Source organism: Verrucomicrobiota bacterium, assembly GCA_016200005.1.
In the GTDB taxonomy this organism is placed as follows: domain Bacteria; phylum Verrucomicrobiota; class Verrucomicrobiia; order Limisphaerales; family PALSA-1396; genus PALSA-1396.
This window is the reverse complement of sequence record JACQFP010000053.1, coordinates 61,859-80,697: the sequence shown is the minus strand read 5'-3', so window position 1 is coordinate 80,697 and position 18,839 is coordinate 61,859. Positions and strand designations below refer to the sequence as shown.

Below are 18,839 nucleotides of genomic sequence, written 5' to 3'. Positions count from 1 at the left end.
TCAGAATTATTTTGTTAAACGTGTCGTCCGGGGCGACGGCTGGTTCGGCGCGCCTCTAAAACCGCGCGGCACCATACCGATTGGCTCGCCCGTTGCACAATGAAATACGTCGATCTCACGTTGCCGACGCCGCCGGAGAACCTCGCGTGCGATGAGGCGTTACTGGATTGGTGCGAGGAAGGACACGAGGAAGAAATTCTGCGCTTCTGGGAGCCACAGAATCCATTCGTCGTCGTCGGATACGCCAACAAGGTTGCGAGCGAGGTCAATCTGGCAGCTTGCCGCGCGCTCAACGTTCCAGTGCTCAGACGATGCAGCGGCGGCGGCACGGTTCTGCAAGGGCCAGGTTGTCTGAACTACAGCTTGATTCTGAAAATTCAGGAGGCCGGCCCGTTGCACAGCATCACCGAAACGAATCGCTTCATTCTGCAACGTCATCGCGAAGCGCTCTCCAAATTGACCGGCCAAGCGATTGAACTTCTCGGCACAACCGACCTAGCCATCGGCAAGCGGAAATTCTCCGGCAACTCACAGCGGCGGAAGCGCCAGTGTCTCCTGTTTCACGGAACGTTTCTGCTTCAGTTCGACATTCCGCTCGTGGAGAAATTCCTGGCGATGCCGTCCAAACAGCCCGACTATCGACAGAACCGCACGCACGCCGATTTCTTGATCAATCTGCACGTCTCGCCCGATGCAGTGAAGTCTGCGTTGCGAAGAATTTGGTGCGCAACCGAACCACTCGAAAACATTCCCTCTGACAAAATTGCCAACCTGATGCAACAGAAATACTCCACGGATGAATGGAACTTTAAGTTTTGAGGGAGGGCACCGACGCGCCCCGCATAATACCAATCGCGGGTAAAGATCCGTCGAATGAAACACCAGATCCTCACCCGGCCTTCGGCCGCCATACCCATAAACCTCGTTGCTTTCCAAGCCGTCGGATACGCGCGAAGCGTTTGGAGTGCGGCGACTTGTCGCCGCTGTTGCACGGGGCGTGTGGGGAAGACACACCCGCTGTGGAGTCGGCACCTTCCCAAAGCGGCGACAAGTCGCCGCACTCCAAACGCCGACGCGACCACCCGCATTCCCTTCGGTTCAGCGGCACAAGGCGCGTGCGAAGTTCAGGGAATTCTCTCCCCGTCGGAGGGGGAGAGAGAAAGGGGGAGGGGTGCTTGAGTGGTTTTGCCGACAATCACAGCCAATTGATATGAGTTGAAAATTCGCTCTTCCTTAACCGGCTGCAACCTGATAGTTCTTTCGATCATCATGAAAACACGATCAATCTCTCGCCGTGACTTTCTCAAAACCAGCGCCACCGCCACCGCTGCGCTCGCCGCTGCAACTCCTGCGAATCTTTTCGCCGCGGGAGAGTACGGTGGAAACAAGATTCCCTTCGGTCTCCAACTTTATTCAGTGCGCAACGAGTGCGCCAAAGACCTGGATGGCACCGTCGCGGCCGTCGCGAAAATGGGTTACAAGGCTGTGGAGTTCGCCGGTTACCACGGGCGCGATGCCAAGGCGCTGCGCAAATTGCTCGATGACACCGGCCTCAAATGCTGCGGCACGCACATCGGCCTCGAAACATTGCTCGACGACAACCTGCCGAAGACCATCGAGTTCAATCACACGCTCGGCAACCCGTTCCTCATCGTGCCGGGGCTGCCCGAGAAATACCGCAAGACCAAGCAGGATTGGGAGAAGGCTGCCGACATCTTCAGCGAAGTATCCGACAAAGTGAAGCCGCACGGCATGAGAGTGGGCTACCACAACCACAGCATCGAATTCAAAGCGCTCGACGGCGAACTGCCGTGGGACACATTCTTCAACCGCGCGAAGAAGGAGGTCGTCATTCAATTCGACACCGGCAACGGCGTGGCCCAGGGCGGCGATCCCGTCAAATTCTTGAAACGGAAACCGGGCCGCGTCGCGAGCGTCCACGTAAAGCCTTTCTCGAAGACCAAACCCAACGCGCTGATCGGCGACAAAGACGACGAACTGCCGTGGAAGGAAATTTTCCGCCTTTGCGAGACGGTCGCCGGGGTGGAGTGGTACATCATCGAATACGAAAGCGACGCCTACCCGCCGCTGGTGAGCGTGGAGAAAACGCTCGCAGTGATGCGGCGATGGGGAAAGTGTTAGTATGAAAATACTTGTTTTTCTTCCGTTGCTCATACTGATCATGGGTTGTGCCGCGACTGTTCCACACAAAGCCGCCAGCTTAAGTCCTGAGCGGGCCAAGTTACTGGCATTGCGGTTGGCCAACGATAAGGCGCAAGCCCTCTACGAATGTCAGCCATTCCAGGACGGTCCAACCCCTCAGCTCGTCGATAACCGGTGGGTATGGACTGAGCGGCGAGGTCGCGGAAAGGCTGACCTTGAGGCGCACGTCTCGTTTGACCTCGATGGATCAGCTCCAAATGCAGATGTGTTGCTGTTGTCGCTCGAAGTATTGTTCTAATCCCAAACAAAGCGCTCCACACGAAACTCCACCCAACTGCCCGCTGCCGGCGCCAGTTCCATCTGGAAATACAAAGCCATCTCCCGTTTTCAACGACGAACAAATCGGCCAGTGGAGCGACGTGGCCAGCATCCGGGTGATGAGTTGCGCACGAATTTGGAACCTAGCGGTAGGGTCGCGATAATTCGACTCAAGAGTACGCCTCTCATTATTTGTCCGTCTGAAACGAGGCTGGCCGCGTAAATGTGTTGAACTGCAGCTTGTTTTCTTGCAGCGTGAGTTCAATCACTAGCTTCCATTCATCCCCCAATGTGCCGAAAAAGATAAACACCTGTTCTTTCAGCAGCATTCTGCCGGACCAGCTTTATCTCAAAGGCGATCTCATTATCCGAAGGATGCTCTTGTCTCGCGCGTCCGCAACAATCATTTCGTTGGCTGGTTTGCCCGCAATCTTTCGAGGTCTTGGTTGTTTTCTTCAAGCGTCAAAACTCGGTTTACCTTCCCGTTTTTTCCGATCCGGTATGCGAGGTTGTTGGAATAGAAATATTTTGCAGTGGATGCCGTCGCAACTTGAAATGGATCTAACGATTCCTTTGGAAGATGTCGTTTTGACAACTCAAGTGCGCGCATCCGCACCGTGAAGATCTTCATTTTTTCGTTCCCGGAATCTCCCCAATATCGAGTGAACTCAATCGGCAGCTTGCCCTCGCAAAAATGTGGCGCGTATTTATACCTCACGTTGACAAGAATCTTGCCCGTATCTCCGGTTCGGATGGCAGCGATCACAGGAAGGCTGTTTTCTTCCTGAATGTCCAAAAATATTTTCTTTCCGTCAGCCGTCGTTGCAGAAAAGTGGTTGTCGCCTTTCTCCCGAACAGCACTGCCCGGTATCATTTCCGTAATGCCCCAATTGAGAACGATATCAACAGTCATTCTCGTGACCCTCTCCGTTTGCACCAAGCCGCCACTCCCGCCCTCTGGCTTGTTCCACTGCGGATCATAAATGGTGAGACTTCCGCCTTGTCTTTGCCAGTAAATGTCGCCGAATCTCCCTCCGTCGATGCCATCGACACTCAAGACATAATTATTGCCTTCAAACTTGAACGAGAATGTCTGTTTGCGCGCTGCCGGCGGAACGTCTGGAACAAAAAGCTCCTTCTCGAAAACTGCATTGGAAACAATCGCTGTGTTTTCCAAAAGCAAATAGAGGTTGGCCGGTTGTTCGGCGAGCGGGGCTTGTTGTTGTTCAAGTGTTTGAACTTGGGTCCGCAGGGTTGAAGCTTGGCGGGCTTCGTAGATTCCCACACCGACGGCGGCGGTGAGAGCGACTGTGATAAAAGTGTTTTGCAGTGTAGTCATAATGATGGCCTTGGTTGCGGTTGCAGTTGCGGTGGTGGCGATGGTTGCTCCGGCAAGGGCGGCAGCCGTTGCAATTGTGGCGGCGAGTCCAACGGGCGCAGCTTGAACGGCGTTGGCGGTGATCACCACGACGAGTCCGCTCGCGCCGACGGTGAGGCCGCGTTTGGCGAAGAATTCGCGCAGGCGTTCCACGGCGCGGCTGACGCGCTTTTGCGCGGCGTCTTCGCTCGTGCCGAGCGTTTGCGCCATCTCCCGCGCGGACTTGCGTTCAAAGTAGCGCAGCATCAGCGCGTCGCGGTCGCCCTCGTTCAACTCGCCCAGCGCCTCGTCGAGATGCGGGGCGATGTGTTCCCAAGTAACGTCGGGTTCGGTGGAAAGCAATTCGTTCATGGTGGCGGCCTCCTGTTCGCGGGCGCGACGGCGCACGTCGGTGCGGACGGCTTTGGTTGCGAGGTTCTGCGTCGTGCGATGCAGCCAGCCGGACAAGACGGGATGATCCGTGAGTTGCCGGGCGTTCTGCGACAGCGCCACGAACACGCCTTGCGACACGTCCTCGGCGAGGTGCGCGTCGTGAACCATTCGCAACGCAGCGGAATAGACGAAGTCAACGTGCCGTCTCACCAGTTCGGCAAACGCCGCTTCCGAGCGGCGTCCGGTGTAATCGCGCAAAAGCTGTTGGTCGGTCTGACTGTTCATTCGTAGAGCCAGATTAAGATTAAGAGAACGATTAAGATTATGACCGGTTATCTGGTTTCTTAATCATAATCTTCATCTTAATCCGAGTCATTCTACAGAATAGTACCCGCCGCCGCTCAAACCGGACAGGGAAAGACAAGATTGATGCCAGGTTGGAGGCCAGCGCTCCGGTTACAGCGCGAATAGCTCGCCGAGGGTATCCAAGACCGCGTTTTTGGTTTCCGAATCCAATTTGCCCAGACGTTTCACGAGCCGGGATTTATCCACGGCCCGAATCTGATCGAGAGCAATCTCTCCGGTCTTGCCCTGAAACTTGATCGCGACCCGCGTCGGCCAACCGCGACAGACCGTGGTCATGGGTGCGATGATGACCGTGGCAACGGCGCGGTTCAATTCATCGGGGGAAACAATGACGCAGGGACGTGTCTTGGCCGTTTCCGCGCCGGTGGCCGGGTCGAGTTTGACGAGGAAAATGCTGAACCGTTCGATCACCATTCCCAATCCTTGCGGTCAAACTCATTCGTCAACTCGCGGATTGAAGCAAGATCATCTGTCGAACGGAGCGGACGGCGGAAAGCCTTGGCCCAATTCGCGCGGGCTTTGCGGCGCGGGCGCAACACCAAGCCGTTGCGTGTGGATTGGACTTCTAAACCGTACGGCCATCGATGCAAAGGCAGTTCGAGTGCTGTCGCTTTCATGGGAGTATATTTCCCGACATGCGCGGCTTAGTCAACGCGCCAGATCAAGATTAAGAACGATTAAGATGACGATCCGTCGATCGGCGGCGTGTTTGGATTCTTAATCGCAATCTTCATCTTAGCCGGCCGCCTGTTCCCGAAGCCATTTGCGCAATTTCTCCATGTCCGCGGAGACAGTGCGCGACGCGGCGAAGAGCACGGCAGCCAGTAGCGCGCAGAGGAGCGGGATCACATACATTGCGCTGTGCAGACCGGCGGCTTTGAAGGGTTCGGCCATCGCGGTCGCACCGGCAGCGGCCATGGCTTTTTTTGCGAAATGATCGCTCAACATTCCGGTGAGCAATGGTCCCATGCTTGCGCCCAGAACATACATCGCAAAAAAATAGAGCGCCATCGCCGTGCCGCGCAGGGCCGGCTCGATCACATCCTGAATGGCCGCATAGACGCACGAATAATAAATGAACATCAACATCGACCCCGTGCCCATCAACAACATGAACCGGACAATGGCGCCCGGTGGTTGTTCCAAGGCAAAGTAAATGCATGGCGCCGCGAGGAGCATCGTGATGGAGGACAACAGCAGTCGCCCATCCGCGCGCACTCGATTCAACCGGTCCGCCGCCCACCCGCCACCCAGCAACCCAATGATCCCCACCAGACCGAGCACGATGGAGGAAGCGTTGTTGGCTTCTTTAAGTCCCATCAGGTGGTAGCGGCTGAGAAACGCAGTCAGAAACGAATTGACGGCGTACATGTTGAAATTGTGCAAGGCGCCGGAAACAATGATCCACATGATGGTCGGAATGCCGAGCACAACCCAGTAAGGCGAACCGGCCCGTTGTCGGCCGGCGGACGGGTGTTCTTCCGAGGCGCCGCGATGCGGTTCGGGGATTCTCAGCGCCAAAACCGCCAGGAGCAAACCTGGCACGCAGGCGAAAAAGAAGGCGGCCCGCCAGCCGTACGCGTGCGCCAGCATGCCGCTGAGGCGATAACTCAGAAACAGCCCGATCGGCAGCCCCAGCATGAAAATGGAGAGCGCGACGGCGCGTTTGCGCGGCGGATACAAATCCCCGATCAGAGAGTTGGCAGCGGGCGCGCAACTGGCTTCGCCGACACCGACGCCGAGCCGGCTCACGAAGAGCGACGCGAAATTCCACGCGAGACCGGACGCCGCGGTGAGCACGCTCCAGACCGCCACGCCCATGCTGAGAAGTTTGCTGCGGCTCCACGAATCGGACAGCCGACCGAGCGGGACGCCGACCGCTGCGTAAATCAGCGTGAAGGCCGTGCCCAGCGTGCCCATCGTGGTATCGCTCAGCGCCCACTCTTTGCGGATCGGTTCAGTGACGGCGGCAAGGATCTGCCGGTCGTAAAAATTCATCGCGTTGATGCCGAACAAAACCCACAACGCGAACCAGGCGCCTTTTGATTCTTTGCTCATTAGCTTCCTCCAACTCTCCTTTCATGGCGGTAGATTGCTACAGGGGAGACAAATGGAAGCGATCCCTGGTCGCCAGCGGATGGCGTTAATCGCAGGCACTTCGTGAAACGAAAATCAAAACAGCAGTTCAAAAATGGTGGCACGCGCGGGAGATTGCCGGGCAAATAGCGGAGCGTCAACCCCAACGACTTTCACAGCCGTTTTTCGTCCGCATTGCAGTGCAGCCCCTCAAACGCAATTTGCCCGCCCAATCAGATTGACAGCGCCGCGATTCTGTCTATTTTGGCTCAACGCCCGTTATGAAAAAATCATTTGCGAGAAATCCATTTCCGCGATTGTTGCCGCCGCTGGGCCGTCGCGGCTTCACCCTGATCGAACTGTTGGTCGTCATCGCCATCATCGCGATTTTGGCGGGGCTGCTCCTGCCAACGCTTGCCAGGGCCAAGGAAAAGGGCCGACGCATCGCGTGCCTGAGCAACATGCGCCAGGTCGGTATTGCCCTGCATATGTATGAGCAGGACACCAAGAAGCTTCCGACCAAGCGACATCCAGTGGGTGACTTCAACAATCCGTTTGCGCCACCAAACGCGTTGAACCTGCTGATACCATATCTCGGAACCAAGCCCGGTTTCATCTCGCCTGCGGTTTACAACTGTCCGTCGCTGAAACCCAACCCGTCGAAAGGCTACGCCCCGACAATTTACAGCAGCACCGGTTTGTCGGTTAATAGTGTCCCGTTGGGACGGCCGCTGTCCGCAGTTCCACGACCGGCGACGATCATCCTCATGCAAGAGGCTTGGTCACTCGCCAACCAGTTGTGGAACCAGCCCGAGCCGAATGACCGATCAGATGCGGCGTTTGACGGGCGCAGTCCGACCACCTACCAAGAATGGCAAATGTGGGCCAGCCACGACACACATGAATCCTTTGTTTCCAAAACTTACCGGGAAAATCTCTCTAACGCGCATAGTCAGGGAGGCAACCTGGTATTTATTGATGGTCACGCCGAGTACAGGAAATATCTGCGGCTCCGGACTGGCGATTTTGGTTTGAAGCCGGATAATCCTCATCCTCCCAATGGCCGCGAGGATGGCCAAACCTATCAATCGGATTTTTAGGTTTGAACGTGGGAACGGCATTTAATGGCAACGCTGATTCAACTATCCAGATGGTTGCTGGCGGTGATGGTTGTGGCGCTGGCGTTGGGCGGCTGCAGCAAGCATCAGACGGCGCAGGCCACCGCCGAACAACTCCAAAAGAGTTTTGAAAAGGCCGACGCATCCTTGAAGCAACAAGTCGTTGAGGCGAGTACGGCTTTCCAGGCGAGCAACTACACGCAGGCAATCATCACCATGGACCGGGTGGTTCAGACGCAGCCCATCGACGAGGCGCAAAAAAAGGCCGTGGACGCTCTCATCGTTCAAACCCGGCAGGCAGTTCAGCAAAACCCGAAACTCGACAGCCCGCAGCTTTACAAAGCCATGTCGGATTTGATGGAGCGTGTGCACGGAGAGAATTAACGGGAGCAAAGCTTGAGCACGAAAGTCATTACGCAACAGGAGCCATCGCGCGCAACGGCCGAACAAGGTGGCTTCACCTTGATTGAGCTGCTCGTGGTCATTGCCATCATCGCCATTCTGGCGGGCTTACTCCTGCCGGCTTTAGCGAAGGCGAAGGAAAGAGGCATTCGCGCCCAATGCACCAACGGCCAGAAGCAACTGCTCCTGGCCATGATCATGTACGTCACGGACAGCCAGGATTACATGCCCTATCCCAACTGGGGCAACGGCACCAAAGGTTGGTGTTACAATTATCGCGCCGTCCCCGGAGAATCCGCCTATCGTCTGGATGAAGGACTTCTGTGGCCTTATCTCAAGGAGCGGCGGCTCTACATGTGCCCGCTGGATCGCACCAACACGGTGCTGTTCCGCGCCCGCGTGCTAAACGGTTACTGCGACGTGACCAGTTACGTGATGAACGGCGCGGTATCCGGTTATTCCGAGGGTTCCGCGGCGGGCGGTGTGGGGCGGTCTTTCAAGAACACACAGTTCAAGCCGCATTGCATTGTGTTGTGGGAAACGGATGAGCGGGACCCATTCTTCTTCAACGACGCTTCCAGTTTTCCGGACGAGGGTATCAGCGAGCGCCACAACAAAGGGGCCACCGTCGGTCTCTTCGGCGGGAGCGTGGACTTCATCAAGTATAAAGACTACTACAAAGAAGCTGGACTTCCGGGAACACGCAGCAATCTCAAGGCAGGCGTCAAGCCGGGACGACTTTGGTGCAATCCGGCCAATAAGTATGGGATTGGGAATTAACGCCCTTCCGCTATGCAGGACTACACGCGATTGATCATCTGGCCCGCAGCGCTGCTCACCATTGTCGGTTGCGGCAACCAGGACACCGTTAGAGTCGAAACGCCGGCCCAAGCGGCAACGCAGATTGAGCAAGCCTTTGCCACCGCCGATGCCGAGCCGAAGCAAAGCGCGGGAGCGATTGCGAGCGCTCTCAAAACCAGAGATTACGAAAAGGCTTATGTCGTTTTACAAACCGTCCAGTACCGGCAAGACCTCACGTACGAGCAGGCGATGGCGGCGCGCAATTCCATGTTCACTCTGCAACACCAATTGGCCGAGGCGTCACTGCGCGGCGACACCAACGCGCAGCGAGTCATTCAGATGATTCGGCTGACGCAACCTCATTGAGTGCGACTCGTCATCTTAGGCTGACTATTGACCGCGGTCATGTGAAGCGATAGATTTGGCGCACAACCCGGTTGGTGAAAACGTCAGGCCAATTATTATCAATGAAAAACAGATGTGATAGATTCGATCAACGCAAGCCTGCGAGGAACAATGCATTCACTTTGATCGAGTTGCTGGTGGTCATCGCCATCATTGCCATCCTGGCCGGACTGTTATTGCCGGCGTTGGCCAGGGCCAAGGAAAAGGCTCAGCGGGCGCAATGCCAAAACAACGTCAAACAGATCATCCTCGCCACGCATCTTTACGTCTCCGATTTTCAAGATTTCCTGCCGGAACCGAATTGGAACTCGCCTTGGATAGCGAAAGGCTGGCTCTACGACGCCTCGAAAGGCAGCGTGCCCAACCCGGCGGTCGCGCCCTACAAAACTGATCTCCAACTGGCCTACCAAGGTGGCCTGCTCTGGGACTACAACAAAAGCATCGGCATCTACAAATGCCCATCCGAGAGGACCAATGCCATTCCCAGTTACCGGAACCGCGCGCAGAAGTTGAGCAGCTACTTGATGAACGGCGCCGTGTGCGGCTACGGCCAGATCGGCGGGAAATCCTACAAAGCCGGACAATTCCGTGCCGACGCGATCATTCTCTGGCAGGCGTTGGAAACCATCGCCGACGATTGGAACGATGGATCGAGCTATCCCACTGAAGGCATCACCAAGCTCCATTCCGTCGGCACCTCTGTTGGTGTGGTGGATGGTCATATTGAGTATTTGAAAACCGTCAAGTTTTACCAGGAGGTCAACATTCCCACCAAGAACCGGCTTTTTTGCAATCCGGGTACCGTCAACGGCCGGGCACCGTAGGATCAGGTATTACAAAATGAAAAAGAACTGTTGCCGGGGATTATTCTTGAGCGCGATTCTGGCTGTGGCGTTTCCGGGCTGTAGCCGGAAGACCGATGCCAACGCCGTGCTCGAGAAAGCCACCCGCACGCTGGCCAGCGAGGAGCCGGCCCCGGAACGAGCTCCGGCCCAGCCTTCGCAAGAGAATCAACCCGTAGCCGAACCCAAACCGTCGCAGCAGATGAGCCAGGCCATGGCGTCATACAAGGCCGGACAACTGGAAGACGCCGTCACACGACTGCAACGGTTGCGCGCCATGCCCACCCTTTCCCCCCAGCAGCGGATCGACTTGAATGACGCGATGGCAGCCGTCATGACGGAAATCCATAACCTCGCCGACAAAGGCGACGCCCGCGCAATCCAGGCCGTCAAACAATACGAGCGGTTGCAAACCCAGCGGCAATGAGGCTCATGCCGTTGTAGTTGGTCTGTCACAATAGCCAGTGCTAGAATTTGTCGTCCTCGTTCATTTCGGCCGGAAATACTTTTGACTCTTTTCGCTGTTCGTCTAGCCTTTCACCCATCCAATCAAAATCATTATGAGATTTGGCATTAACACATTTTTGTTTACCTCGCCGTTCACCGACCAAAGCACGCGGCTTTTTGGTCAATTCAAGAAATGGGGCTTTGACACCGTCGAAATTCCCATTGAAGACCCGTCGCACATTGACCCGGCCCATGTGAAGCGCGAGTTGGACCGGCACGGGCTGGTCTGTGGCTCGGTCTGCGCCTGCATGGGGCCGGACCGCGATTTGCGCGGCACCCCCAAGCAACAAAAGACCGGGCTGGCTTACATGTTGAAGCTGATTGACCAGATGGTCGTGCTCGAATGTCCGTCGCTCATTGGGCCGGAGTATTCGGCCGTCGGTCGTGCGGATGCCGTGCCGCCGGACGAATACAAACAACAATGGAAGACGGTGGTCAAACATCTCAAAACGCTTTGCCGATATGCGGAGAAACGAGGACGGCAGGTTTGCCTGGAACCGCTCAACCGTTTCGAAACCGACTTCATCAACACGTGCGATCAAGGTTTGAAGATGATCCGCGACGTCGGCAGCCCCGCGCTCAAACTGCACCTCGACACGTTCCACATGAACATCGAGGAGAAAAATCAGGCGGCGGCGATCCGGAAAGCCGGCAGGCACCTCGGCCATTTTCACGCCTGTGGCAGCGACCGCGGCACGCCGGGCAACGATCACATCGACTGGAAACCAATCGCTGGCGCGCTCAAGTCGATTGGCTACAAAGGCGACGTTGTCATCGAGTCGTTCACCACGGACGTGAAAGTCATCGCCCGTGCCGCGGCGATCTGGCGCAAGATCGAACCGAACCGCAACGACATCGCGGTGAAAGGACTGAAGTTCTTGAAGCGGACATTGAAGTAAATTCGCTTTCGTAGCCGCCAACGTGAGGAGGCGGACGGAGGTTTGGGATAACAACAAGACAAATAACTATGAAAACAAATTTTTTGTGTGGGTGCATTTCACCTGCTCTGACTGCTCTAAGCATCTTCCTTTCTTCGCAATGCTTGATTGCCGCCGAAGCGGAATCTGGCTTCAAGAATCTCTTCAACGGCAAAGACCTCACCGGCTGGGATGGCCGCCCGCAGCATTGGTCGGTTGAAGACGGCGCGATCACCGGCCGCACGACAAAGGAACACCCCGCCAAGGGAAACAATTTTCTGATCTGGCGCGGCGGCACGGTTGACGATTTTGAGTTACGCCTCTCTTACAAAATCACGGCGAACAACGATAAAGGTTTTGCCAACTCCGGTATTCAATATCGCAGCAGGGAGTTCAAGGAGGCCGGCGATCACGTCGTTGGCGGTTATCAGGCCGACTTTGAGGCGGGCAATACATATTCAGGCATACTCTATGAGGAAAGGATGCGCGGCATCCTGGCGGAGCGTGGGCAGAAGGTCGTCATCAAGGAAGTCGATGGCAAGACCGTGAAGGACGTCGTCGGCTCTGTCGGCAACTCGGCTGATATTCAAGCGGCCATCAAGAAGGACGGTTGGAACGATTACGTGATCATCGCCAAGGGGAATCATCTCCAGCATTTCATCAACGGCAAGCAGACCGTCGATGTCGTTGACGAGCAGGAATCCAAAGCGGCCAAGTCCGGCATCCTCGCGTTGCAACTGCACGCCGGCGACCCCATGACCGTGCAGTTCAAGGATATCAGAATCAAGACGCTCACCGGCGCGTCCTCGGCAAAATCTGACTTCGATCTATTGCAAGGGGACTGGGTGGCGGTGGAGTTGGTGGCAAATGGGGAGAAAGTGCCAGCCGAATCGCTCACCAGCGTCAAGCTCAAGATCAAAGGCAACGCTTATTCCGTGGACACCGATCAGGGTCAGGACGCGGGAACTTTCAAACTTGTGGAAGGCGGCAACCTCAAGGCCATGGATGTTACCACCGGGTCAGGCGACCAGTTGGCAGCGATTTACGAACTGTCGGGCGACACGTTCAAGTCCTGCTATGCCCTCAATGGCGGCGCCCGGCCCACCGATTTCAAATCCACCGATGGATCAGACAGAGTCTTTGCAGTTTATAAGCGTAAATCGCAGTAACTCCACAAAATCTCCAAGTCATGAAAACCACCACTACTTTATTGCTGGCCGCGGCGCTATGCTCGACCGTCAACCTGCACGCGGCGGACAAGAAGATCGTTCTGGTCGCCGGTCATCCGAGTCACGGACCGGGCGAACATGAGTTCAACGCCGGCGTGCAGTTGCTCCACAAATGCCTGCAAGGCCAGCCGGGCGTCGTCAGCACATTCTACCTCAATGGCTGGCCCCAGGACCCGCACGCGTTCGACAATGCCGACACAATCCTGTTCTTCATGGACGGCGGCGTCGGCCACCCGATCATTCAAGGTGATCATCTGAGAATCATCGGCGAACTGATGAAGAAGGGCGTGGGGCTGGCCTGCGTGCATTACGCGGTCGAAGTGCCCAAGGACAAGGGTGGCCCGGAATTTCTGGATTGGATTGGCGGCTACTACGAAGACCACTTTTCCACCAACCCTCACTGGGTCGCCGACATCAAGAGCCTGCCCAACCATCCGATCACGCGCGGCGTGAAGCCGTTCGCAGTGAAGGACGAGTGGTATTACAACATGCGTTTCCGCCCGGAGATGAAAGGCGTGACCTCGATCCTCGTCGCGAAGCCCGACGACGAAACGCGCAAGGGCAGATCTTCGTCGCCGCGCGGACCGTATCCGCACATCGTCGCCGCCAGCGGTCGTGACGAGGTTTTGGCCTGGGCGGTGGAACGTCCCGATGGCGGACGCGGTTTCGGCTTCACCGGCGCGCACTTCCACAAGAACTGGGGCAACGAAGATTTCCGCAAGCTGGTGTTGAACGCGTTGCTGTGGACGGCCAAAGCGGAAGTGCCGGCCAATGGTGTTCAGTCCGTCGTCACGGAAGGAGATCTGACACAAAATCTCGACCCGAAAGGTCAGAAGCCGAGCGCAGCAAACATCAACGGCCAATGGACCTTCACCGTGGAAACGCAGCAGGGTTCGGGCACGCCAAGCTTCACCTTCAAGCAGGACGGCGAGGCCCTAACCGGCACCTACAAGGGATTGCTCGGCGAAGCCCCCCTCACCGGCACCATCAAGGGCAGCGACGTGAAATTCTCCTTCAAGGGAAAGCTTCAGGACGAGGACGTCACAGTCACCTACACCGGCAAAGTTGAAGGCAAAGGCACCATGAAGGGCACGGTCAAATTCGGCGACGTCGGCGAAGGCACCTGGTCGGCCAAGAAGTAAATCCCATGAAAGCGTTTCCTCCTACTAAAGCAGGTTATAAAACTTCTCCTCTTGGTAGTCGCCGACGTAAGGAGGCGGACAATGGGGCACAGCTTCGCGCGAATCTCCGCCTCCTTACGTCGGCGGCTACAGCTCTGAGGTGCGCGTTTCTCGCTCTGGGTTGCGCTCTCCTTTTGACCTCAGCCTTGTTCACCGCTTTCGCCGAGGACGCCCAACCCCAACACGGCTCGGGTCCGGAAGCCGCGCGTGAAGAAATGAAGTCCTTGAAAGCCGGCGAGGGTCTGGAAGTCAGTTTGTTTGCCTGCGAACCGATGATCCGAAAGCCGAGTAACATGGACGTGGACGCCCGTGGTCGCGTCTGGATCGTCGAGAACGTAAATTATCGTTCCAGTTTCAAACCTTGGGGGTACCTGCGCCCGGAAGGTGACCGTATTGTGATTCTCGAAGACACGAACGGCGATGGTTTCGCCGATAAGGAGACGACATTTTATCAAGGCAAGGACATCAATGCCGCGCTGGGTGTTTGTGTGCTCGGCAACAAAGTCATCGTTTCGTGCGCGCCGAACGTTTTCGTTCTCACCGACACCGATGGCGATGACAAAGCCGACAAAAAGGAGATTCTGTTCACCGGCATTTCTGGCGTTGATCACGATCACGGCGTGCATGCCTTTGTGTTCGGGCCGGACGGCAAGCTCTATTTCAACTTCGGCAACGCGGGCAAACAGGTGAAGAAACCGGACGGAACACCGATCATCGACATGGCTGGCAACGAAGTCGCCGACAAAGGCAAGCCGTATCGCGACGGCATGGTCTTCCGCTGCAACCTGGACGGCAGCGAATTCGAAACCCTCGCCTACAACTTTCGCAACAACTTTGAAGTCGCCGTCGATTCCTTCGGCACGCTGTGGCAGTCGGACAACGACGACGACGGCAATCGCGGCGTGCGGATCAACTACGTCATGGAATTCGGCAACTTCGGTTACAAGGACGAAATGACCGGCGCGGGCTGGAGCGACGGTTGGAAAAAGGCGGTGCAAAAAGGCGCGCGCGAAGATGAAAAGGTTTTTTACGAATGGCATCAATACGATCCCGGCGTCATGCCGAATCTTCTCCACACCGGCGCGGGTTCGCCCACCGGCATCGCTGTTTACGAAGGCAAATTGCTTCCAGAAGTTTTCCGCAACCAAGTCATTCACTGCGATGCCGGCCCGAACGTGGTGCGCGCTTATCCGGTAAAGCCTGACGGCGCCGGCTATTCCGCCAGCATCGTAAACATTCTCACCAGCAGCGACACTTGGTTTCGACCGTCGGACGTGTGCATCGCGCCCGATGGCTCGCTTTACGTCGCCGACTGGCACGATCCCGGCGTGGGCGGCCACAACATGGGCGACCACGTCGCGGCCACCATGCGCGGTCGCGTCTTTCGAGTCGCGCCGCCGGGCACCAAGGCGACCGTCCCCAAGCTCGATCTCAAATCAGCGGCCGGTTGCGGGGCGGCGTTGCAATCGCCCAATCACGCCACACGTTACCTGGCTTGGACGAAGCTCCACGAAATGCAGGCCAAGGCCGAAAAGAATTTGCTGCGGCTGTGGAAAGGCAACGATCCGCGGCAACGCGCCCGCGCGCTGCAACTCCTTGCCCGCATCAAAGGCAGCGAGAAAAAGTATGTTGAGCAGGCGTTCAAGGACAAGAACGCCGATATCCGCATCACTGGTTTGCGCATCGCCCGTGAGTTGAAGCTCGATGTGATTCCTTGCGTCAAGCTGTTGGTCAAAGATGCCTCCCCGCAAGTTCGCCGCGAATGTGCCATCGCCCTCCGTCACAATCCGTCACCCGAAGCTCCGGCGCTTTGGGCTGAACTCGCGGCTCAACACGACGGCAAGGACCGTTGGTATCTCGAAGCGCTCGGCATCGGTGCGGACAAGCAGGAGGACAAGTTTTTTGAAGCCTGGCTCGCAAAGGTTGGCGACAAATGGAACACGCCGGCTGGCCGTGACATCGTCTGGCGTTCACGCGCCAAGAAGGCGCCGGCGTTGCTCGCGAAAATCATCAACGACAAGAACACGCCGGACAAGGAACGCGCTCATTACTTCCGCGCTCTCGATTTCATCACCGGCCCGGAGAAGGACGCCGTGCTGGTGGAGTTGCTGACGAGCGCCGCGCCAGAAAAATAATTGCGGGTTAATCGCATGAAGTCAGAGTGCACGTCCGCCCTCACCCCGGCCCTCTCCCCCGGGAGAGGGAGTTCCTGCTGGACCGCGTTTGGACTGTGCGGAGCGGCGAATGCAAAAGGCCGCCAAGATTTGCTGAGGACAGACGAAGCTTCCCCCTCTCCTGGGGGAGAGGGCCGGGGTGAGGGCGAGCGTTGGTCAGATATTGTTCCAGCTACTTGAGCAGAATGCTCCGTCCACGTAAGAAGAAATATTTTTTAATGAAAGCCATTCGCGCCCATCAATGGTGTGAGCCAAAAGGTTTGGTGATTGATGAAATCGCGCAACCTCAACCGAAGCCGGGCCAGGTGCTCGTCAAAGTCCACACCGCCGCGCTGAACTTTCCCGACATCCTGCTCATTGCCGGAAAATATCAGGTCAAGCCACCCCTGCCCTTCACGCCCGGTCTGGAGGTCGCGGGCACCATCGCGGCCGCTGGTGACGGGGTTGATGGATTCAAATCCGGCCAGCGGGTGATCGCGCAGGTGGACATGGGCGGCTTTGCTGAGTATGCCGTCGCGCCGGTGAGCGCCGTCCAGCCGCTGCCCGATTCCATGAGCGAAGCGGAGGGAGCGGCGTTCCAACTGGTTTATCAGACTTCGTACTTCGCGCTGACGCATCGGGGGCAGTTGAAAAAAGGCGAGACGGTGTTGGTTCATTCCGCCGCTGGCGGCGTGGGTCTTGCGGCGGTGCAAATCGCGCGCGCGCTTGGAGCCGGCAAAATCATCGGCACTGCCGGCTCGAACGAAAAACTAAACCTCATTCGCGAATGCGGCGCGGACATCGCTCTCAATTATCAGACGGAGGATTTTGTCGAGGTCGTCAAACGCGAGACGCAAGGACGCGGTGCCGACGTGATTTTCGATCCCGTCGGCGGCGAGGTTGGGGAGCGCAGTGTCAAGTGCGTCGCGTTCGAGGGCCGGATTGTGCTCATCGGTTTTACCAGCGGCAAGTTTCCCAGCTTCGCCGCCAATCATATCCTGATCAAAAACTACAGCGTCGTGGGACTCCACTGGGGACTTTATCGCCAACAAAATCCGGCCAAGATCGCAGCAGCGTGGAAGGATCTCTTCGCGCTCTATGAAGCGGGAAAAATCAAGCCGGTGATCGGCGGTCGCTATTCGATGGAGAAAGTCGCCGAGGCGATGGAATTCCTGGCTTCGCGCAAAGCGGTCGGGAAAATTGTGCTGCATTGGTGACGGGTCGGCCCGCTCGCCAGACTGACTGCCAAAATGAATTTCCGGATCGCCCCTCACCCCTTCCCTCTCCCCATTGAATGGGGAGAGGGTGACCAAAGGCCGGGTGAGGGGTTTGCGCATTCTTATCAGGACATATATTCTGGCGACCGGTCTAGCTCCCCTCCTGGGAGGGGTCAGGGGTGGGTTTCTTTCGACAATTTATTTTTGCAACCGGTTCAGCACGTTCTCGAATGAATCCTCCTTTGCCGTTCATCAGACTGGTTTGTTGCACAATCCTCCTCACGGTTCATCTGCACACAGTTTTTGCCGCTGAACCCGAGACCGTCAAACCTCCAGAACGCACGGCCATCGCCATCGAAGCTTTGAGCCGCCTACAAGGAATCGACCTCGAAACCAATCCCGCGGTAAAGACCGCCGTGTTGAAAATACTCGACCAAGTCCGCGGCACTCCGCAATTCGTCGACCTCGTCCGTGACTTCAAAATCAAAGACCAAAGCCCGGCCTTGTTGGCATTCGCCATTCAACATCCAAACGACAGCAGCGGGGTCGAAGCGATGCGGTTGATACTCGCCAATCAGGATTTCGCGTTGCTGACAAATTCGCTCACCGGCACCAACGCAATCAAAGTCATCGAAGCGCTGGGCAACACCGGCGAGAAACAAATCGTGCCGTTCCTCGCGCCGCTGGTGACGGATACGAATCGCGAAGTGAACTGGCGAAAGCAAGTCGTGCGCTCAATGGCCAGGATTCAGGACGGCGCGGCGGCGATACTAACATTGGCCAGAGAAGAAAAACTGTCTGACGATTTAAAATTCACGGCGAGCACCGAACTCAATAACGTTCGTTGGACCGAGATCAAAACCGAGGCCGCTAAGCTATTACCCTTGCCACAGGGCCGGAACGCCGAGCCATTGCCGCCCATCGCTGTATTGTTAAGAATGAAAGGCGATCCCGTGCGTGGGGCTGAAGTGTTCGCCCGCGAAACCGTCGGCTGTATCAAGTGCCATCAGGTGAACGGCCACGGCGCGGAGGTAGGCCCAAACCTCTCCGAAATCGGCAGCAAACTGGGCAAGGATGCGCTTTACGAGGCCATCCTCGATCCGAACGCCGGCATTTCCTCCGGTTACGAGGCGTGGCAAATCGATCTGAGAAACGGCGACGAAGCGTTCGGCCTGATCGTAAGCGAGAGCGCGGATGAGCTGACGATCAAGGCCCAGACCGGCATCGTGAGCCGTTATCAGAAAACCGACATTGTGAAACGCCAACAGATGAAGGCTTCGCTCATGCCAACCGGTTTGCAACAAGCCATGGCCACACAAGACCTCGTGGATTTAGTCGAATATCTTGCGTCGCTGAAGAAAACGGCCAGCCGTCCTGAGCGTCTGCTCTAGCGT

Annotated in this window: 19 protein-coding genes; 15 read left to right on the top strand and 4 right to left on the bottom strand. The window is 56.8% G+C overall.

Going from position 1 to position 18,839, the window contains the following annotated elements; translation table 11 throughout:
• The first annotated feature begins 99 nt into the window (after window positions 1-99).
• The 3 genes from HY298_19000 to HY298_18990 all read left to right on the top strand — a co-directional run bounded on the left by HY298_19000 (window position 100) and on the right by HY298_18990 (window position 2,461).
• Window positions 100-819 (top strand): lipoate--protein ligase family protein, encoded by a 720-nt coding sequence (locus HY298_19000; GenBank protein ID MBI3852349.1) that lies wholly within the window; start codon window positions 100-102, stop codon window positions 817-819.
• Between the two features lie 450 nt (window positions 820-1,269).
• Window positions 1,270-2,142: a sugar phosphate isomerase/epimerase gene (locus HY298_18995; protein MBI3852348.1), complete on the top strand. Its 873-nt coding sequence runs from the start codon at window positions 1,270-1,272 to the stop codon at window positions 2,140-2,142.
• Window position 2,143: 1 nt separating this feature from the next.
• Window positions 2,144-2,461 carry a hypothetical protein gene (locus tag HY298_18990; protein ID MBI3852347.1) on the top strand — a complete coding sequence of 106 codons (318 nt, stop codon included), beginning with the start codon at window positions 2,144-2,146 and terminating at the stop codon, window positions 2,459-2,461.
• 423 nt (window positions 2,462-2,884) lie between these two features.
• Here HY298_18990 and HY298_18985 read toward each other — a convergent pair whose 3' ends face one another.
• The 4 genes from HY298_18985 to HY298_18970 all read right to left on the bottom strand — a co-directional run bounded on the left by HY298_18985 (window position 2,885) and on the right by HY298_18970 (window position 6,655).
• On the bottom strand, window positions 2,885-4,516 hold the full coding sequence (locus tag HY298_18985; GenBank protein ID MBI3852346.1) for an RNA polymerase sigma factor: 1,632 nt from the start codon (window positions 4,514-4,516) through the stop codon (window positions 2,885-2,887).
• 171 nt (window positions 4,517-4,687) lie between these two features.
• Window positions 4,688-5,011, bottom strand: coding sequence for a type II toxin-antitoxin system PemK/MazF family toxin (locus tag HY298_18980; protein ID MBI3852345.1), 324 nt, complete (start codon window positions 5,009-5,011; stop codon window positions 4,688-4,690).
• Window positions 5,005-5,214: a hypothetical protein gene (locus HY298_18975; protein ID MBI3852344.1), complete on the bottom strand. Its 210-nt coding sequence runs from the start codon at window positions 5,212-5,214 to the stop codon at window positions 5,005-5,007. The genes HY298_18980 and HY298_18975 overlap by 7 nt, the downstream gene beginning before the upstream one ends.
• 118 nt (window positions 5,215-5,332) lie before the next feature.
• Entirely contained in the window at window positions 5,333-6,655 is a 1,323-nt protein-coding gene (locus tag HY298_18970) for an MFS transporter (protein ID MBI3852343.1), read from the bottom strand.
• 299 nt (window positions 6,656-6,954) lie between these two features.
• On the opposite strand from HY298_18970, the gene HY298_18965 reads away from it, so the two are divergent.
• The 12 genes from HY298_18965 to HY298_18910 all read left to right on the top strand — a co-directional run bounded on the left by HY298_18965 (window position 6,955) and on the right by HY298_18910 (window position 18,836).
• On the top strand, window positions 6,955-7,773 hold the full coding sequence (locus HY298_18965; protein MBI3852342.1) for a type II secretion system protein: 819 nt from the start codon (window positions 6,955-6,957) through the stop codon (window positions 7,771-7,773).
• A gap of 24 nt (window positions 7,774-7,797) precedes the next feature.
• On the top strand, window positions 7,798-8,175 hold the full coding sequence (locus tag HY298_18960) for a hypothetical protein (protein ID MBI3852341.1): 378 nt from the start codon (window positions 7,798-7,800) through the stop codon (window positions 8,173-8,175).
• A 12-nt stretch (window positions 8,176-8,187) separates the two neighbouring features.
• Entirely contained in the window at window positions 8,188-8,973 is a 786-nt protein-coding gene (locus tag HY298_18955) for a prepilin-type N-terminal cleavage/methylation domain-containing protein (protein ID MBI3852340.1), read from the top strand.
• A gap of 12 nt (window positions 8,974-8,985) precedes the next feature.
• Window positions 8,986-9,360: a hypothetical protein gene (locus HY298_18950; GenBank protein MBI3852339.1), complete on the top strand. Its 375-nt coding sequence runs from the start codon at window positions 8,986-8,988 to the stop codon at window positions 9,358-9,360.
• A 101-nt stretch (window positions 9,361-9,461) separates the two neighbouring features.
• On the top strand, window positions 9,462-10,223 hold the full coding sequence (locus HY298_18945; protein MBI3852338.1) for a DUF1559 domain-containing protein: 762 nt from the start codon (window positions 9,462-9,464) through the stop codon (window positions 10,221-10,223).
• 16 nt (window positions 10,224-10,239) lie between these two features.
• Entirely contained in the window at window positions 10,240-10,668 is a 429-nt protein-coding gene (locus HY298_18940) for a hypothetical protein (protein MBI3852337.1), read from the top strand.
• A 133-nt stretch (window positions 10,669-10,801) separates the two neighbouring features.
• A complete protein-coding gene (locus HY298_18935) occupies window positions 10,802-11,647 on the top strand; it encodes a sugar phosphate isomerase/epimerase (GenBank protein ID MBI3852336.1) in 846 nt (281 codons plus the stop codon).
• Between the two features lie 68 nt (window positions 11,648-11,715).
• The gene (locus HY298_18930; GenBank protein ID MBI3852335.1) at window positions 11,716-12,834 is read left to right on the top strand and encodes a DUF1080 domain-containing protein; all 1,119 of its coding nucleotides are present in this window, start codon (window positions 11,716-11,718) and stop codon (window positions 12,832-12,834) included.
• 20 nt (window positions 12,835-12,854) lie between these two features.
• Window positions 12,855-14,036, top strand: a complete 1,182-nt coding sequence (locus tag HY298_18925; protein MBI3852334.1) for a ThuA domain-containing protein — start codon at window positions 12,855-12,857, stop codon at window positions 14,034-14,036.
• Between the two features lie 5 nt (window positions 14,037-14,041).
• Window positions 14,042-16,210, top strand: a complete 2,169-nt coding sequence (locus tag HY298_18920) for a PQQ-dependent sugar dehydrogenase (GenBank protein MBI3852333.1) — start codon at window positions 14,042-14,044, stop codon at window positions 16,208-16,210.
• 257 nt (window positions 16,211-16,467) lie between these two features.
• The gene (locus HY298_18915) at window positions 16,468-17,445 is read left to right on the top strand and encodes an NADPH:quinone oxidoreductase family protein (protein ID MBI3852332.1); all 978 of its coding nucleotides are present in this window, start codon (window positions 16,468-16,470) and stop codon (window positions 17,443-17,445) included.
• 230 nt (window positions 17,446-17,675) lie between these two features.
• On the top strand, window positions 17,676-18,836 hold the full coding sequence (locus tag HY298_18910; GenBank protein ID MBI3852331.1) for a c-type cytochrome: 1,161 nt from the start codon (window positions 17,676-17,678) through the stop codon (window positions 18,834-18,836).
• Window positions 18,837-18,839: the final 3 nt, after the last annotated feature.

Coding starts and splice junctions, on each gene's coding strand:
- HY298_18990 (MBI3852347.1), top strand. CDS start 2,144: ATGAAAATACTTGTTTTTCTTCCGTTGCTCATACTGATCATGGGTTGT.
- HY298_18925 (MBI3852334.1), top strand. CDS start 12,855: ATGAAAACCACCACTACTTTATTGCTGGCCGCGGCGCTATGCTCGACC.
- HY298_18940 (MBI3852337.1), top strand. CDS start 10,240: ATGAAAAAGAACTGTTGCCGGGGATTATTCTTGAGCGCGATTCTGGCT.
- HY298_18965 (MBI3852342.1), top strand. CDS start 6,955: ATGAAAAAATCATTTGCGAGAAATCCATTTCCGCGATTGTTGCCGCCG.
- HY298_18930 (MBI3852335.1), top strand. CDS start 11,716: ATGAAAACAAATTTTTTGTGTGGGTGCATTTCACCTGCTCTGACTGCT.
- HY298_19000 (MBI3852349.1), top strand. CDS start 100: ATGAAATACGTCGATCTCACGTTGCCGACGCCGCCGGAGAACCTCGCG.
- HY298_18920 (MBI3852333.1), top strand. CDS start 14,042: ATGAAAGCGTTTCCTCCTACTAAAGCAGGTTATAAAACTTCTCCTCTT.
- HY298_18950 (MBI3852339.1), top strand. CDS start 8,986: ATGCAGGACTACACGCGATTGATCATCTGGCCCGCAGCGCTGCTCACC.
- HY298_18910 (MBI3852331.1), top strand. CDS start 17,676: ATGAATCCTCCTTTGCCGTTCATCAGACTGGTTTGTTGCACAATCCTC.
- HY298_18975 (MBI3852344.1), bottom strand. CDS start 5,214: ATGAAAGCGACAGCACTCGAACTGCCTTTGCATCGATGGCCGTACGGT.
- HY298_18945 (MBI3852338.1), top strand. CDS start 9,462: ATGAAAAACAGATGTGATAGATTCGATCAACGCAAGCCTGCGAGGAAC.
- HY298_18960 (MBI3852341.1), top strand. CDS start 7,798: ATGGCAACGCTGATTCAACTATCCAGATGGTTGCTGGCGGTGATGGTT.
- HY298_18985 (MBI3852346.1), bottom strand. CDS start 4,516: ATGAACAGTCAGACCGACCAACAGCTTTTGCGCGATTACACCGGACGC.
- HY298_18915 (MBI3852332.1), top strand. CDS start 16,468: ATGAAAGCCATTCGCGCCCATCAATGGTGTGAGCCAAAAGGTTTGGTG.
- HY298_18995 (MBI3852348.1), top strand. CDS start 1,270: ATGAAAACACGATCAATCTCTCGCCGTGACTTTCTCAAAACCAGCGCC.
- HY298_18935 (MBI3852336.1), top strand. CDS start 10,802: ATGAGATTTGGCATTAACACATTTTTGTTTACCTCGCCGTTCACCGAC.
- HY298_18980 (MBI3852345.1), bottom strand. CDS start 5,011: ATGGTGATCGAACGGTTCAGCATTTTCCTCGTCAAACTCGACCCGGCC.
- HY298_18970 (MBI3852343.1), bottom strand. CDS start 6,655: ATGAGCAAAGAATCAAAAGGCGCCTGGTTCGCGTTGTGGGTTTTGTTC.